This window comes from Luteimonas sp. TWI662, from assembly GCF_039673825.1.
Lineage (GTDB): Bacteria > Pseudomonadota > Gammaproteobacteria > Xanthomonadales > Xanthomonadaceae > Luteimonas.
Map to the genome: position 1 here is coordinate 68,857 of NZ_JBDJMI010000017.1, position 15,270 is coordinate 84,126.

Annotated in this window: 11 protein-coding genes; 8 read left to right on the plus strand and 3 right to left on the minus strand. The window is 70.7% G+C overall.

The features are described 5' to 3' along the window. Nucleotides 1–18 precede the first annotated feature (18 nt). The 3 genes from ABE488_RS12660 to ABE488_RS12670 all read right to left on the minus strand — a co-directional run bounded on the left by ABE488_RS12660 (nt 19) and on the right by ABE488_RS12670 (nt 6,379). Nucleotides 19–2,364, minus strand: coding sequence for a family 20 glycosylhydrolase (locus ABE488_RS12660; protein WP_346448685.1), 2,346 nt, complete (start codon nt 2,362–2,364; stop codon nt 19–21). A gap of 124 nt (nt 2,365–2,488) precedes the next feature. Next, complete coding sequence (locus tag ABE488_RS12665; RefSeq protein WP_346448687.1) at nt 2,489–5,197, minus strand: TonB-dependent receptor; 2,709 nt, start codon at nt 5,195–5,197, stop codon at nt 2,489–2,491. A 159-nt stretch (nt 5,198–5,356) separates the two neighbouring features. Further along, complete coding sequence (locus ABE488_RS12670) at nt 5,357–6,379, minus strand: glucokinase family protein (RefSeq protein ID WP_346448689.1); 1,023 nt, start codon at nt 6,377–6,379, stop codon at nt 5,357–5,359. A 382-nt stretch (nt 6,380–6,761) separates the two neighbouring features. On the opposite strand from ABE488_RS12670, the gene ABE488_RS12675 reads away from it, so the two are divergent. The 8 genes from ABE488_RS12675 to ABE488_RS12710 all read left to right on the plus strand — a co-directional run bounded on the left by ABE488_RS12675 (nt 6,762) and on the right by ABE488_RS12710 (nt 14,714). Next, nucleotides 6,762–8,057 (plus strand): sugar MFS transporter, encoded by a 1,296-nt coding sequence (locus ABE488_RS12675; RefSeq protein ID WP_346445432.1) that lies wholly within the window; start codon nt 6,762–6,764, stop codon nt 8,055–8,057. Between the two features lie 30 nt (nt 8,058–8,087). Further along, on the plus strand, nt 8,088–9,167 hold the full coding sequence (locus ABE488_RS12680) for a LacI family DNA-binding transcriptional regulator (RefSeq protein WP_346445433.1): 1,080 nt from the start codon (nt 8,088–8,090) through the stop codon (nt 9,165–9,167). Further along, nucleotides 9,151–10,206 (plus strand): SIS domain-containing protein, encoded by a 1,056-nt coding sequence (locus ABE488_RS12685; protein ID WP_346448691.1) that lies wholly within the window; start codon nt 9,151–9,153, stop codon nt 10,204–10,206. Before ABE488_RS12680 ends, ABE488_RS12685 begins: the two co-directional genes overlap by 17 nt. Continuing rightward, nucleotides 10,206–11,345, plus strand: coding sequence for an N-acetylglucosamine-6-phosphate deacetylase (gene nagA / locus ABE488_RS12690; protein ID WP_346448692.1), 1,140 nt, complete (start codon nt 10,206–10,208; stop codon nt 11,343–11,345). The genes ABE488_RS12685 and nagA overlap by 1 nt, the downstream gene beginning before the upstream one ends. Next, complete coding sequence (locus ABE488_RS12695; protein WP_346448694.1) at nt 11,332–12,417, plus strand: heparan-alpha-glucosaminide N-acetyltransferase domain-containing protein; 1,086 nt, start codon at nt 11,332–11,334, stop codon at nt 12,415–12,417. The genes nagA and ABE488_RS12695 overlap by 14 nt, the downstream gene beginning before the upstream one ends. Nucleotides 12,418–12,479: 62 nt before the next feature. Further along, nucleotides 12,480–13,514 carry a phosphotransferase gene (locus ABE488_RS12700; protein ID WP_346448696.1) on the plus strand — a complete coding sequence of 345 codons (1,035 nt, stop codon included), beginning with the start codon at nt 12,480–12,482 and terminating at the stop codon, nt 13,512–13,514. After that, the gene (locus tag ABE488_RS12705) at nt 13,514–13,870 is read left to right on the plus strand and encodes a VOC family protein (RefSeq protein WP_346445438.1); all 357 of its coding nucleotides are present in this window, start codon (nt 13,514–13,516) and stop codon (nt 13,868–13,870) included. The genes ABE488_RS12700 and ABE488_RS12705 overlap by 1 nt, the downstream gene beginning before the upstream one ends. Nucleotides 13,871–13,877: 7 nt before the next feature. Continuing rightward, the gene (locus ABE488_RS12710) at nt 13,878–14,714 is read left to right on the plus strand and encodes a DUF72 domain-containing protein (protein WP_346448697.1); all 837 of its coding nucleotides are present in this window, start codon (nt 13,878–13,880) and stop codon (nt 14,712–14,714) included. Nucleotides 14,715–15,270 lie beyond the last annotated feature (556 nt).

The window sequence follows — 15,270 nt, forward strand, 5'->3', positions numbered from 1 at the left end:
GGCGCCCGCCGCGGGCCGTCAACGCGGCTGCAGCGTGACCGCGTCCACCACCCACATCGTCGGCCGGGTGTCGCCGGTGAAGCGAAGACACAGATCGGTCGTACGCCGCGACGCCAGCGCGCCGGTGTCGAGCGGCACGTCGAGACTGACGAAACCGTCGGCGTCGGGCGCGGCCGGCAACGGCACCGTCGCCAGCACCGGGCCGGCGCAGCCTTCGCCCTGGACCTGCAGCTCGCCGTGCGCGGTGCGCGCCGGCAGGAAGGTGCGCTGCGGCTCGTCGTGGGCCAGCTGGAACGCGTAGGGCATGCGCCCGGCGCGAACCGTCAACCGGTCGATGTCGCCCAGGTCCGCCGCCGGCCACAGCCAGCAAGGGTGGAAGATCGTCACGTTGAAGATCGCGCGCTCGCCGGTCAGCGGACCGTCGTCCTCGAGCCGCAGCAGCAGGCGCCCGACATCGGGGCAGACCGCCAGCTCGGCGTTGTGGCGGGTCAGCAGCGAGGTCGCATCGACCGCATGGGTCGTGGCCGGCGCCAGTGGCGTGCCGTCGGCGGCGAACGCGGCCGCGCGCAGCTGCACCGGCAGGCGCACATCGAGCGGCGCGGTGTAGCGCGGCGAGCCGGCATCCGGCGCGCGGCCATCGAGGGTGTAGCGGATCGGGTAGCCCAGCGGATTGCGCAGCGTCACCCGCGCAGTCCCATCGCGGCGGTCGCCCTCGATCGTCGCCAACGCCTGGAACGGCGTCTGCGCGTAGGCGATGTCCAGCGCCCGGTAACGCTGCAACTGCATCGGAAGGCGTGCCAGGAAACCGGCGTAGTCGCGTGCCTCGGCGGGCGACCAGGCGGTCTCGGCCAGCGCCGCCATGCGTGGAAACAGGTTGTGCTGCAGGCGCGCGAAGCTGCGCGTGTGCTCGGTCCACATGTTCGCCTGCACGCCGAGGATGTGATGGCGCTGCGCCGCCGGCAGCGCGGCGGGCACCGGCTCGAACCGGTAGACCTGCTCGAGGGTGACCATCGACGGCCGGCCCGGGGGCTCGTCCGGCGCGTCGGTCTGCAGGTAATCCAGATACAGGTCCGACGACGGGCTCATGACCACGTCGTGACCGAGCGCGGCAGCGGCGATGCCGCCCTCGATCCCGCGCCACGACATCACCGTCGCCTCCGGCGGCAGGCCGCCCTCGAGGATCTCGTCCCAGCCGATCAGGCGCCGGCCGTGCGTGGACAGGTAGCGTTCCATGCGGCCGATGAAATGACTCTGCAACTGCGCCTCGTCGCGCAGGCCGAGTTCGCGCATGCGCTGCTGCACCCGCGGCGAGGCCTCCCATTGATCCTTGACCGCCTCGTCGCCGCCGACGTGCACGTAGCGGCCCGGGAACAGGTCAACCACCTCGGCCAGTACGTTTTCCAGAAACGTGAAGGTCGATTCCTCGACATTGAACAGCGTGCGGTTGACACCCCATTCGGCGAGCACCGGCACCGGCGTGTCGAGCACACCGAGCTCGGGATAGGCCGAGACCGCGGCCTGTGCGTGTCCAGGTCCGTTGATCTCCGGCACGACTTCGATGTGCAGCGCCGCGGCATAGGCGACGATCTCGCGGATCTGGTCCTGGGTGTAATAGCCGCAGTAGGGCACCGGCGCGCCGGTCGCAGGATCGATGCCGCCGTCGCCGGCCGGAATGCGGCAACCGCCGACTTCGGCCAGACGCGGATAACGCTTGATCTCGATGCGCCAGCCCTGGTCGTCGGTCAGGTGCCAATGGAAGACGTTGAGCTTGTGCACCGCCATCGCATCGAGCACGCGCTTGATCTCGTCGACGCTCTGGAAATGCCGCGCCGAATCGAGCATGAGCCCACGCCAGCCGAAGCGCGGGGCATCGTCGATCCGCAACGCCGGCAGCGTCATCGCCTCGCCCTGGGCCTGCGCGATCAACTGCCACAACGTCGTCGCGCCGTGGAACAGGCCACGCGCATCGGATGCGCGCACGACGATCCCGTCCGACCCGATCGCCAGCGCATAGCCTTCGGGTGCCTCGGGCGAGACCGCCGGATCGAGCACGAATGCGATCGCACCGGGCGCCGGGCCGCCGGCCGCGGGTGCGGCCAGGCGCAGACCGTTGGACCTCGCGGCCAGCGCGGCGAATCGGCGCGCCGCCTGCTGCGCGGCCTCGCCGTCGGCGTGCAGCGGTGTGGCCGCGTCGAGATCGAAGCCGCCGTCGCCGGTCACGAGCCGGGCAGGGGCGGGAATCAAGGCCGGGGCGGCAACCACCTCGTGCGGCCGTTGCGGACGCGGGGCGCAGGCGGTCAGCAGCGCGGCGGCGGCCAGGCCGAGCGCGACGGCAGGCAGGCGCGGGATCAAGCGAACAGGCATACGCGATATTCCATCAGAAATGCGCGGCGCCGCACGAATGCGGCGCCGCCGGTGCGGGCCGGAGGCCCGCAGGCGATGCGGGCGCGCCGTGTCCGGAGAACCCGGACGCGGCGCACCTGCGCGCTTAGAACTTGAAGCGGAAGTTGAGGTAGTACTGCCGGCCGTTGGAGTAGAACGCGTACGGCAGGTAACCGGCGGTGGTCTGCGTGTAGTACTTGTGGTCGGGGTTGTTGAGGTTGAGACCCTCGAGCGTGACGGTGAGCCAGTCGCTGGCCTTGAAGCCGAGCGAGGCCGACAGCGTGCCGAAGTCGTCCTGGTAGAACGCGTCGGTGCGGCTGACGCCGGCGTAGAACGCATCGCGGAAGGTGTAGCTCACGCGCGCGTTGAACCGCTCGTTCTCGAAGTAGCCCGACAGGTTGTAGGTGTTCTCGGAGGTGCCGTTGAGCGGGCGTCCGCCCTCGGCGTAGCCGTCGGCGTAGGTGTAGTTGGCCGCGACGCCGAAGTGTTCGCCGATCGGCTGCTCGTACGTCAGCTCCACGCCCTTGACCTTGCCGTTGCTGTTGATCGGCATCGAGACCAAGTAGTCGGCGTACACGTCCCGGCCGGCCTCGACGCTGGCGGCCTGGTCCTTGTACTGGATCGTGGTGGTGCCGAAGTTGACGTAGTCGTCCAGGTCCATCCGGAACAGGCTGGCGGCGAGCAACGCGCGCGGCGCGAAGTACCACTCCAGTGACAGGTCGAGGTTGGTCGAGACGATCGGTGCCAGGTACGGATTGCCGCCGCTGCCGGTATGGGTCAGGTCGTCGAGCGCCAGCGTGCCCGACAGCGCCGAGAAGTCCGGACGGGTCATCGTGCGCGAAGCCGCGAAGCGCGCGACCAGATCGTCGGTGATGTCGAGCTTGAGGTTCAGGCTCGGCAGCAGCTTGCTGTAGTTGTTCTCGTCGCGCACCGGCAGGTAGGCACCGAAGTCCGAGCCGGTGATCGCGCCGGGGACATCGTCGGGCGAGGACACCGACTGGTTGTAGCTCACATCGGTGTCGGTCTTGACGTAGCGCAGGCCGATGTTGCCGCTCCAGCGATCGCCTTCGAAGTTGGCCTGCACGTAGGCGGCGCGTACCCGCTCCTTGACGCCGTAGACGCCCGAGAAGTCGAAGCGGCCCACCGGATCGCGGTTGGCGAAGCGGCTGTTGAGTTCGGCCAGTTGCTCGGGCGTGTAGTACCAGATGCCGCCGGGCACGCTGCCGCCGATGCCGTTGCCGAAGTCGCTGGGGAAGTGGCCGCCTGCCGTCGGGTAGGCGCCGAAGTTCTGCCAGTCGCTGGCCCAGTTCGGGCCCTGACCGATCTGCCGGTCGTTGCGACGCTCGTGCTCGGCGTGGCGCACACCGAAGTCCAGCGACGACAGCACGCGACCGACATAGAGTTCGCCGTCGGCGGAGAACCAGTCCTCGTCGTCGCGCACGTCGATCGCCTGGCCGCCGAAGATCCAGCCGAACTGCGGCAGGTGCGTGCCGGTGGTGTTGTCGCCGCCCAGCGACCAGTCGATCGGGTGGCCCAGACCGTGCATCTGCCAGCTGGCGCCGGCGTTGCCGGCCACGCCGGTCTCGATCACGTCCTGGGTCGGGCTCTGGCCGCGGCCCCGGGTGGTGCCGGCCTGGACCTTGATGCCCAGCGCATCGGTGGCCTGCCAGTCGGCGTCGAGGGCGATGTACTTCGATTCGGAGCCCGCGCCCGGGCGCGAGATCATGTCGTAGACGCCGTAGGGCGTGATCGTGTCGCTGGTCACCGGCGCATAGGTGGCCTGGGTCAGCACGCCGTTGCGGACCACATAACCCGGTGCGGGCGCCTGGCCGTTGACGAACTGGCTGCCCCACATCATGAAGTTGCGGTTGAAGTTGTCGGCTTCGAGTTTGGAGTAGAAGGCATTGAGGCCGAGGGTGAGGGTGTCGGACGCCTTGACCTCGATGTCGACCACGCCGCCCTTGCGCTCGCGCTCCTGCTCGAACAGCACCGCGCCGAGCAGGTTGGGATAGAGCACGCCGGCCAGGTCCGGGTTGGTCGCCGCGACCGCCGAATCGGCGCCGATGACGCCGTAGCCGCCGACCACTTCCTGGCCGTCGCGGCGCAGGTGACGCTTCTGGTGGAAGCCCTGGACCATCACGCCGACGTTGCCGGCATCGTTCTTCCAGTTGAACAGGGCGCTGATCTGCGGATCGGTCTCGCCCGGCAGGTCGGCATGGACCGCGCCCACCGACAATTCCGCGGTGAATGGCTGCGGGAACTGCAACGGGCTGCGGGTGACGATGTTCACCGAGCCTGCGGTGCCACCCTCGACCAGCTTGGCCTGCGCGGTCTTGTAGACCACGACCTGGTCCACGATCTCGGCCGGCAGCAGCGAGTAGCTGACACTGCGTCCCACGTTCGCGGTCTGGCTGAGGACGAACCAGTCGCCGGTGCCGATGGTGTGGCCGTTGACCAGGGTCTGGGTCAGGCTGGGATTGGTGCCGCGCAGGCTCACCCGGTCGGCTTCGTCGAAGCCGCCTTCGCTGGCGCTCGAGGAACTGATGTTGACGCCGGGCAGGCGCTGCAGCGCGTCGGCGACGTTCTTGGCCGGCAGCTTGCCGATGTCCTCGGCCGAGACCGCCTCGACGTGCGACTGCGCCTCGCGCTTGGTGTCGAGCGACTTCTCCAAGCTGCCGCGGATACCGGTCACCACGACCCGGTCCAGGTCGGTGGCCGCGTCCGACGTGGGGGCCGCCTGTTGCGCCTGGGCCTGCGCGGCGACGCACAGGCCCATCGTGATCGCGGCCGAAAGCACTGATTTACGGGTGTTCATGGTGGTCCCCATCGCTGATGTGAGTGGCGCCGCGGCGGCCGTCGTGCCGTCGCGTGCGTGCCTTGCCGGCGTACCCCACTGCCTGGCCGCGGCGCGCGCGCCCCGCAGGGCGCGCCGTAACGCGGGTCCTTCCCCGACCGTCGCGCCGCCGGCGACGCGTCAGTCGAGCCGGTCGAGGTACCAGCTGGCGGCGCCGATGACGCCCAGCTGCCCGTGCTCGACCAGATTCACGGGAATGCGTTCGAGCGCCTCGCGCATCGGTGCCTTGTCGAGGAACCGGGCGACGAAGTCGCTGCCCATCAGGTAGTCGCGGATCTGCGGCAGGATCCCGCCCGCCAGATAGATGCCGCCGTGCGCGCCGTAGAGCAGCGCCATGTCGCCGATCGTGCTGCCGAGCAGGCCGCAGAATGCGTCCAGTGCCGCGCGCGCTGGCGCGTCGTCGCCTGCGATCGCCGCCGCGGTGACCGCCCCCGGCGCCGTGTGGACCGGGGGCACGCTCTGCAGCGCGCACACTGCGCGGTAGAGATTCAGCAGGCCCGGGCCCGACAGCGCATGCTCGATCGGGACGTGGCTGCGCCCGCGCTGCAGCTCGCGCAGCAGCGCCTGCTCGCCGGCATGGCCGGTGGTCAATGCCGCCTGCCCGGCCTCGGTGGCCAGCACGACCGGGCCGTGCGCGGTCGGGATGCGTACTGCAGCGCCCAGGCCGGTGCCCGGCCCGACGATCAACATCGGCCCCGGCGCGGCGGCGTCGGGGCCGGTCAGGCGCAGCACTTCGCTGGCGTCGACCTGGGCGGCGGCATGGGCGACCGCTTCGAAATCGTTGACCAGGCGGAAGTCCCGGAAGCCCAGTCGCGCGCGGATGCGCTCGAGCGAGATCGGCCACGGCAGATTGGCGGTGATCACGGTGCCGTCGCCCAGCGCGTAGCCGGCGCTGGCGATCGCGCCGGCATCGACCCGGCGCCCGGGCAGGGCGGCAAGGAACTCCTCGACGATCTCCGCCAGGCCGGGATACGCCGCGCAGGCGTACTTGCGGTACTCGAGCACGCGCACCGGGCGCGCCGTATCGCCGGTGGCCTCGACCAGGCCAATACGGACGTGGGTGCCGCCGACGTCGGCGGCGATGAAGGCGTCGCGCACGGCAGGGCGGGGCGCGGTCGACGGCAGGAAAGAAGATGCAGCCACGAAAGCTCCGGGTGGGAAGGGCGCCATACGATGACAGCCGCTGCCAGATGCGACGGAGTGTCGGCATGTCATGACAACGATGTCAACGCCTCGCGGCAATGGCGTCGATCGACGGGCTGGATCCTTCACACTTTTGCAACAATCGGCGTGCGCCGCGCGGATGAACGCGATAAGCGCGTCGAATCAGCCAGTTCCGATGGCACGGGTCGCTTGCGGATGACGAGCGCATGTCGCAATGCAGCACGCGTTTCGCGCAGAAGTTGAGGCATGATGCGAGCGCCGGGTAGCGCCCGGCCTGGATTGATGACAACGTTGGTACTCGATGTCCGGTCTGCGGCAGCGCCGCGCCGGTCCCGCAGTCCCGCCCGCCGGAGCGCTCCTGATGTCTGCGATCGCGACACCGCACGTCCGCCCGACCCACGCGACTTCGATCGCGATCATGGGCCTGCTGTTCTTCATCATCGGCTTCTTCACCTGGGTCAACGGCCCGCTGATCGCGTTCGTGCAATTGGCGTTCGAACTCGACGAGGTGAACGCGTTCCTGGTGCTGATGGTGTTCTACCTGTCGTACTTCTTCCTCGCGCTGCCCGCAGCCTGGGTGCTGCGCCGGACCGGCATGAAGAAAGGGCTGGCGCTGAGCCTGTTCGTGATGGCGGCCGGTGCGATGCTGTTTGGCGAGTTCTCGACCCAGCGCTGGTACGCCGGTGCGCTGTCGGGGCTGTTCGTGATGGGCAGCGGTCTGGCGCTGCTGCAGACCGCGGTCAACCCGTACGTGAGCATCCTGGGGCCGATCGAGAGCGCGGCGCGGCGCATCGCACTGATGGGCATCTGCAACAAGGTCGCCGGCATCCTGGCGCCGGTGGTGCTGGGCACGGTGGTGCTGCACGGCATGGGCGACCTCAGCGCGCAGGCCGCGGCCGCCGATGCCGCCGGACGCGCGCAGTTGCTGGGCGAGTTCGCCGCCAAGATCCACCTGCCGTATCTGGTCATGGCCGGCGTGCTGATGCTGGTCGCGCTGGGCGTGCTGTTCTCGCCGCTGCCCGAACTGCGCCCGGCCGAGGCCAACGCCGCGGCCGAACCGGGCGAAGGCGCGCGCGTGCGCGGGCTGTTTCAGCTGCCGCACCTGTGGCTGGGTGTGCTGTGCCTGTTCCTGTACGTCGGCGTGGAGGTGCTGGCGGGGGATGCGATCGGCACCTACGGCAACGGGTTCGACCTGCCGCTGGACCGCACCAAGTTCTTCACCTCGTTCACGCTCGGCGCGATGCTGCTGGGCTACGTCGCCGGTCTGGTCGCGATCCCGCGGTTCGTCAGCCAGGAGCGCTACCTGGGCATCTCGGCGGTGCTGGGCATCGTGTTCTCGGCCGGTGCGTTTCTGAGCCACGGCTACGTCGCGGTGGGCTTCGTGGCGGCACTGGGCTTTGCCAACGCGATGATGTGGCCGGCGATCTTTCCGCTGGCGATCAAGGGCCTGGGCCGGCTGACTGAAACCGGTTCGGCGCTGCTGATCATGGGCATCGCCGGCGGCGCGATCGTGCCGCAGCTGTTCGCGGTGCTCAAGCAGCACTACGACTTCCAACTGGTGTTCCTGGCACTGACCCTGCCGTGCTACCTGTACATCCTGTACTACGGCCTGCGCGGGCATCGTGCCGGTCACGCGGCGCGCCGGGCTGCGCGATGATGGCGGCCTGAGAGACTGCCGGAGCCGGACGTGCGCAAACCCACCATCAAGGATGTCGCCGAGCGGGCCAAGGTCTCGCTCAAGACCGTCTCGCGCGTGATCAACAACGAGCCGTCGGTGCTGCAGGCCACCCGCGCGCGGGTGTTGCATGCGATCGCCGAACTCGACTACGAGCCCGACCCGTCGGCACGCAACCTGCGCAGCGCGACCTCGTTCGTGATCGGGCTGATCTACGACAACCCCAATCCGTACCACATCATCGGCGTGCAGAACGGCGTGCTTGCCGCGTGCCGGGAAACCGGCTTCGGGCTGCAGATCCATCCCTGCGACGCGAGCTCGCCGCTGCTGGTGGAAGAACTGGTGGAGTTCGTACGGCGCTCGCGGCTGGCCGGCCTGGTGCTGACCGCGCCGATGTCCGAGCGCCGCGAGCTGATCGACGCGCTCAGTGCGCGCGGCATCCGCTTGGTGCGTATCATCGCGGCCACCGAGGACCCGCGCGATGGCCATCCCTGCGTGTTCGTCGACGACCGCGACGCCGCCTACGAGATCACCGAACACCTGATCCAGCTCGGCCACCAGCGCATCGGCTTTCTGTGGGGCGGGCCGCAGCACCATTCCAGCGGCGAACGCCACGCCGGCTACGAGGCCGCGCTCAAGGACTATGGGATTCCGCACGACAAGCACCTGGTGGTTCCCGGCGACTACACCTTCGACGACGGGTTCCGCGGCGCGCGTCGGCTGCTGGCGCTGCGCGACCCGCCGACCGCGATCTTCGGCTCCAACGACGAGATCGCCGCCGGCGTGCTGGCCGCAGCCAAGTCGGCCGGCATGCACGTGCCCTTCGATCTGTCGATCGCCGGCTTCGAGGACAGTCCGTTCTCGCGCCAGTCGTGGCCGCCGCTGACCACGGCCAAGCAGGCCACCGAGGACATCGCGCGGCAGGCCGCGCGGATGCTGATCGCCAGCCTGCGCGAGGACGCCGATGCCGTCGCCGCGCAGGCCACCCACAACCAAGGCTTCGTGCCGCAGCTGGTCGTGCGCGGATCGACCGCGCCGATGCGTCCGCGTCCGACGCCGTCACCGGGACCCGAGGATGCCCCACGCGATTGAGGCGCCGCGCGACGCGGCCAGCACCTGGATGTTCCGCGAAGCCGCGCAGGCGCCGGACGTCGTCGCCGCGCAGTTCGCGCGCAACGCCGGCGCGATCGACGCGCTGGTCGCCACCCTCGTCGCCCGGCCGCCGCCGTTCGTGATGACCTGCGCGCGCGGCAGCTCCGATCACGCCGCGACCTACGCCAAGTACCTGTTCGAGACGCGCTTAGGGATCGTCACCGCATCGGCCTCGCCGTCGGTCGGCTCGGTATACGCCGCGCCGCAACGCATGCACGGCGCGCTGTTCATCGCGATCTCGCAATCGGGCCGCAGCCCCGACCTGCTGCGCAACGCCGAGGCTGCGCGCGCGGCCGGCGCGCATGTGCTCGCGCTGGTCAATGTCGAGGACGCGCCGCTGGCGCAGCTCGCCGATACGGTGCTGCCGCTGCATGCCGGCCCCGAGCGCAGCGTGGCGGCGACCAAGAGCTATCTGGCCTCGCTGTCGGCACTGTTGCAGTTGACCGCGCACTGGCAGCGGGCCGTCACCGGCGACACCGCGCTGGCCGCGGCGCTACCGGCGCTGCCCGAGGCGATGCGCGCGGCCTGGGCCTGCGACTGGTCGCCGCTGGTCGACGGCCTGGCGGAGGCGCGCAATCTGTTCGTGCTCGGCCGCGGCACGGGCCTCGCCGCAGCGCAGGAGGCGGCGCTGAAGTTCAAGGAGACCTGCGGCCTGCACGCCGAGGCCTACAGCGCCGCCGAGGTGCGTCACGGGCCGATGGCGCTGGTCGGCCCCCGGTTTCCGGTGCTGCTGCTGGCCCAGCCCGACGGCACCGACGCCGGCACGCGCGCGGTCGCCGACGAGTTCCGCGGCCGCGGCGCGGACGTGTGGCTGGCCGCGCCCGGTGGCGAGCTGCCGGTCGTCACCGCGCCCGAGCCCGCGTGCGCGCCGTTGCTCGCGGTGCAGAGCTTCTATCGCGCGGCCAACGCGCTGTCGCTGCGGCGCGGCTTCGATCCCGATCTGCCGCCGCACCTCAACAAGGTCACGGAGACCGTCTGATGACCTTCGCCCTGGTCAATGGCCGCGTGCTGACCGATGCCGGCTTCCGCGACGACCTCGCGGTGCTGGTCGAGGGCGCGCGCATCGCCGCGCTGCTCGCACATGACGATCCGCGCCTGCGCGAGGTCGAGCGCCACGACCTCGACGGCCTGCACCTGTTGCCGGGCTTCGTCGATGCGCAGGTCAACGGCGGCGGCGGTGTGTTGTTCAACAACGCACCGACCGTCGAGGCGATCGCTTTGATCGCCGCCGCGCATCGGCGCTTCGGCACGACCGCGCTGCTGCCGACGCTGATCAGCGACGAGGTCGCGGTGATGCGCGACGCGATCGCGGCGGTGGACGCGGCGATCGCCGCCGGCGTGCCCGGCGTGATCGGCATCCACCTCGAAGGCCCCTACATCGCGCCCGAGCGCCGCGGCACCCACGATGCGGGCAAGTTCCGCGTGCCCGATGCCGAGGAGATCGCGCTGGCGACCTCGCTGCGCGGCGGCGTCACTCTGGTGACGCTGGCGCCCGAACGCGTGTCGGCGGACACCGTGCGCGCGCTGGTGAGTGCCGGCGCGATCGTCGCCGCCGGCCACACCGGCGCCACCTGGGCGCAGGCGCGCGCCGGCCTGGCGGCGGGCATCCGCGGCTTCACCCATCTCTACAACGCGATGTCGCCGCTGCAGGGCCGCGAGCCGGGCGCGGTCGGCGCCGCGCTCGAGGACCGCGACGCGTGGTGCGGGATCATCGTCGACGGCGCGCACGTGCATCCGGCCAGCCTGCGCGTCGCGCTGGCCGCCAAGCCGCGCGGCAAGGTGTTTCTGGTGACCGACGCGATGCCCCCGGTCGGTGCCGACCGTCCCGACTACGTGCTCTACGGCGAGACGATCACCGCCGTCGATGGCGTCGTGCGCAACGCCGCCGGCGCGCTCGCCGGCTCGGCGCTCGACATGATGGCGGCGGTGCGCAACACCGTGCGCACGCTCGACGTGCCGCTGGAGGAAGCGGCGCGGATGGCGGCGACTTACCCGGCACAGTTCCTCGGCGTGGACGATCGGCTGGGTCGCATCGCGCCCGGCCTGCGTGCGGATTTCGCGTTGGTCGACGACACGCTGTCGCTGCGTGGCACCTGGATTGGTGGTGCGGCCGGCTGACAGGGCCGCGCCGTCGGCGCGGCTGGCCAGCGTCGATGCGCTGCGCGGCATCGCGGTCGCGGCGATGCTGCTGGTCAACACCCCGGGCGACTGGGACCACGTCTACGCCCCGCTGCGGCACGCGGCCTGGCACGGCTGCACGCTGGCCGACCTGGTGTTTCCGACGTTCCTGTTCGTGGTCGGCGTGTCGATCGCACTGGCGTTGTCGCCTCGGCGGGCGGCCGGCGCCGACCTTGCCCGGCTGCGTCGCAGCGTGCTCGTGCGCGCGGCGCGGTTGGTGCTGATCGGCCTGGCGCTGCATCTGCTGGCGTGGTGGGTGCTCGACCTGGCGCATGTTCGCCCGTGGGGTGTGCTGCAGCGCATCGGCCTGTGCTTCGCGCTGGCCGGGCTCGCCGCGCTGTCGCTGTCGCCGCGTGCGCAATGGACGCTGCTGGCCGCGCTGCTTGTGGCCGGTGCGGTGGCGCTGGGCCTGGGCGGCACCGCGCCGGGGAGCAATCTGTTCGACCGACTCGACACCGCGCTGTTCGCACCCTGGCTGTATCGCTACGACCCGGTCACCGGCCTCGGCCACGATCCCGAGGGCCTGGCGAGCACGGCGGGTGCGCTGGCGACGACGTTGCTGGGTGTGCGTGCTGGCGACTGGCTGCGCTTGGGGCGGGTCCGCGCGCTGGGGGCGCTGGGCGTGGTCGCGTGCGCGCTGGGTGCGGCATGGTCGCTGGTCCTGCCGCTCAACAAGCCGCTGTGGAGCGGGTCCTACGTGCTGTGGACCGGTGGGCTGGCCGCGCTCGCGCTCGTCGGCCTGCATCTGCTGATCGACCGGCGCGGCTGGCCGGCCTGGGGCCGCCGGTTCGGGGTCAACGCGATCGCGGTCTATGCCGGTTCGAGCGCAATGGTGCTGCTCGCCATCGGCGCCGGCCTGTGGGCACCGCTTTATCGCGTGCTGTTCGCCGCGCCGCTGGCCCCGCTGCTCGGCGAGCAGGGCGCGTCGCTGGCATTCGCACTGGCGTTCGTCGCGCTGTGGTGGGCGGTCGCCGCCTGGATGGACCGGCGTCGGTGGTACCTGAAGGTCTGAGCCGCGATGCCGCGGCCGTGCCGAGCTTGTACCCTGCGCATCCCGCCCCACACATCCGCCCGATGACCGCGACGTTTCCCGTCTCCCCGGACGCCGATCCCGACCGCAGCGCCGCCCGCCTGGCCTGGGCGCGCGATGCGGCCGACGATGCAACGCTGACGCTCGTCCGCGCGTCGACCGACGCCGGCTTCCGCAGTTACTGGCGCACGCAGGGCGCAGGGCCGGCGCGCATCGTCATGGATTCGCCGCCCGAACTCGAGGATGTGCGGCCGTGGCTGCGCATCCGCACGCTGCTGCGCGAGGCCGGCGTGCGCGTGCCCGCGGTGCTGGCCGAGGACACCGGCGCCGGATTCCTGCTGCTGGAGGACCTGGGCCCGCGCACCTGCCTGGATGTCGTCGACGACGCCGGCGCCGATGCGATGGTCGATGCCGCGTTCGAGCAATTGCTGCGCCTGCAGGCGATCGTGTGCCCCGCGGACCTGCCGGCCTACGACGCGCCGATGCTGCAGCGCGAGCTCGACCTGTTCGAAGACTGGTTCCTCGGGCGCCACCTCGGCGTGACGCTCGACGCCGAGGCGCGCGCCGGCTTGCAGGCCGTGCAGCGGACGCTGATCGAGGTGGTGCTGGCGCAGCCGCAGGGCTTCGTGCACCGCGACTACATGCCGCGCAACCTGATGCCCGACGGCGCGGGCGTGGCGGTGATCGATTTCCAGGGCGCGGTGCGTGGACCCCTGGCCTACGACCCGATCAGCCTGTTCCGCGATGCCTTCCGCAGTTGGCCGCCGGCGCGCGTCGATGCCTGGCTCGCGCGCTACCACGCCCGCGCGCGCGCTGCCGGGGTGCCGCTCGATCCCGATCCCGCCGTGTTCGCGCGCCATGCCGACCTGGCCGGCATGCAGCGTCACCTCAAGATCCTCGGCCTGTTCGCGCGGCTGCACTACCGCGACGGCAAGCCGCGGTATCTGGCCGATGCGCCGCGTTTCGTCGCGTATCTCGACCAGGTGCTCGCGCACGAACCGACGCTCGCACCGCTGGCCGCGATCCTCGACCGCCATGTGCGGCCGCGGCTGGCTGCCATGGCACCGGCTGCGGTGTGATGCGCCAGACCGTCATCCCGCAGCTGCGCATGACCGATGCCGCGCGCAGCCTCGCGTTCTACGCCGCGCTCGGCTTCCGGGTCGACTGGGAGCATCGCTTCGAACCCGGGTTGCCGCTGTTCGCGCAGCTCACCCGCGACGGTCAGACGCTGTTCCTGAGCGGGCACGCCGGCGATGGCACGGTCGGCGGCGCGGTCTACTTCAAGGTGCCCGATGTCGATGCCTGCGCGCACGCATTCGCAGCCGCAGGCGTTGCGATCCTGCAACCGCCGCACGACACCGACTGGGGCACGCGCGAGATGCTGCTCGTCGACCCCGACCACAACCGGCTGCGCTTTGCGCAGCATCCCGACTGAGGTGCTCATGATCGACCTGTTCGACGCCCCGCCGCAGCCGGTGGACGGCATCCGCACCGGCATCGGCGGCTGGACCTTCGCGCCGTGGCGCGACAACTTCTACCCCAAGGGCCTGGTGCAGAAGCGCGAGCTCGAGTACGCGAGCCGGAAGCTGACCGCGATCGAGATCAACGGCACGTTCTACGGCGCGCAGAAGCCGGCGACCTACGCCGCCTGGCGCGCGGAGACACCGGAGGGCTTCATGTTCTCGCTCAAGGCGCCGCGCCACATCGTCGGCGCGCGCGCCCTGGCCGACACCGGCCCGCGCATCGAGGCCTTCGTCGGTGGCGGCATCGCCGAACTCGGCGACCGACTCGGCCCGTTGCTGTGGCAGTTCGCACCGAACCGCCGCTTCGACGCCGACGACGTCGAAGCCTTCCTCGCGCTGCTGCCGCGCGAGGTCGACGGCCTGCCGCTGCGCCATGCCGTCGAGGTCCGCCACCCCTCGTTCCAGAGCGCGGCCTGGCTGGCGCTGGCGCGTGCGCACGACGTCGCCACGGTGTTCACCGACTCGGCCGATTACCCCTCGTTCGCCGACCTGACCGGCGACTTCGTCTACGCCCGGCTGATGTCCAGCCGCGAGGAGCACCCGCAGGGCTACCCCGGCCTGCAACTCGACGCCTGGGCACAGCGCGCGCGCCAGTGGGCGAAGGGCGGCGCCCCGGCCGACCTGCCCTACGCCGGCGAGCGCGACGCCGCCCCGGTCGTGCCGCGCGACACCTTCGTGTTCTTCATCTCCGCCGCCAAGGCCCGCAACCCCGCCGCCGCGATGGCATTGCAACAGCGGCTCGAAGCGACCACATAGCGCCGTGATCGCCTCTCCGCATCGCGGAGAAGGGCTTCTGCTGTCACCTCCTCCGCATCGCGGGGGAGGTCGGTGCGCGCAGCGCACCGGGTGGGGGCGGGAGATCATCTCCCTGCTTGTGGGAGAAGTAGAGGACATCGCCTCGACCTGTAACCCCCACCCAACCCTCCACCCGTGAAGGGCGCAATGCCCCGCACGCGGGGGAGGGCTTTTGCCCTCACTTTCCCGCATCGCGGGGAGGGCTTCTGCTGTCACCTCCTCCGCATCGCGGGGGAGGTCGGTGCGCGCAGCGCACCGGGTGGGGGCGGGAGATCATCTCCCTGCTTGTGGGAGAAGTAGACGACATCGCCTCGACCTGTAGCCCCCACCCAACCCTCCATCCGTGAAGGGCGCAATGCCCCGCACGCGGAGAAGGGCTTCTGCTGTCACCTCCGCTGCATCGCGAGGGAGCAACGGTGTTGGAGGTCAAGCCGCAACAGGCGTTTCGAGTCGGAATCTGGCGTTGTCTCGAAGCATGGCGTTGAGGATGGTCAGCAGCTTGCGCATGCAGGCCACC

What these genes read in the sequence shown, in the direction of transcription:
- ABE488_RS12665 (WP_346448687.1), bottom strand. Translation starts at nt 5,197, where the DNA reads ATGAACACCCGTAAATCAGTGCTTTCGGCCGCGATCACGATGGGCCTG.
- ABE488_RS12685 (WP_346448691.1), top strand. Translation starts at nt 9,151, where the DNA reads ATGCCCCACGCGATTGAGGCGCCGCGCGACGCGGCCAGCACCTGGATG.
- ABE488_RS12710 (WP_346448697.1), top strand. Translation starts at nt 13,878, where the DNA reads ATGATCGACCTGTTCGACGCCCCGCCGCAGCCGGTGGACGGCATCCGC.
- ABE488_RS12660 (WP_346448685.1), bottom strand. Translation starts at nt 2,364, where the DNA reads ATGCCTGTTCGCTTGATCCCGCGCCTGCCTGCCGTCGCGCTCGGCCTG.
- ABE488_RS12700 (WP_346448696.1), top strand. Translation starts at nt 12,480, where the DNA reads ATGACCGCGACGTTTCCCGTCTCCCCGGACGCCGATCCCGACCGCAGC.
- ABE488_RS12675 (WP_346445432.1), top strand. Translation starts at nt 6,762, where the DNA reads ATGTCTGCGATCGCGACACCGCACGTCCGCCCGACCCACGCGACTTCG.
- ABE488_RS12705 (WP_346445438.1), top strand. Translation starts at nt 13,514, where the DNA reads ATGCGCCAGACCGTCATCCCGCAGCTGCGCATGACCGATGCCGCGCGC.
- nagA (WP_346448692.1), top strand. Translation starts at nt 10,206, where the DNA reads ATGACCTTCGCCCTGGTCAATGGCCGCGTGCTGACCGATGCCGGCTTC.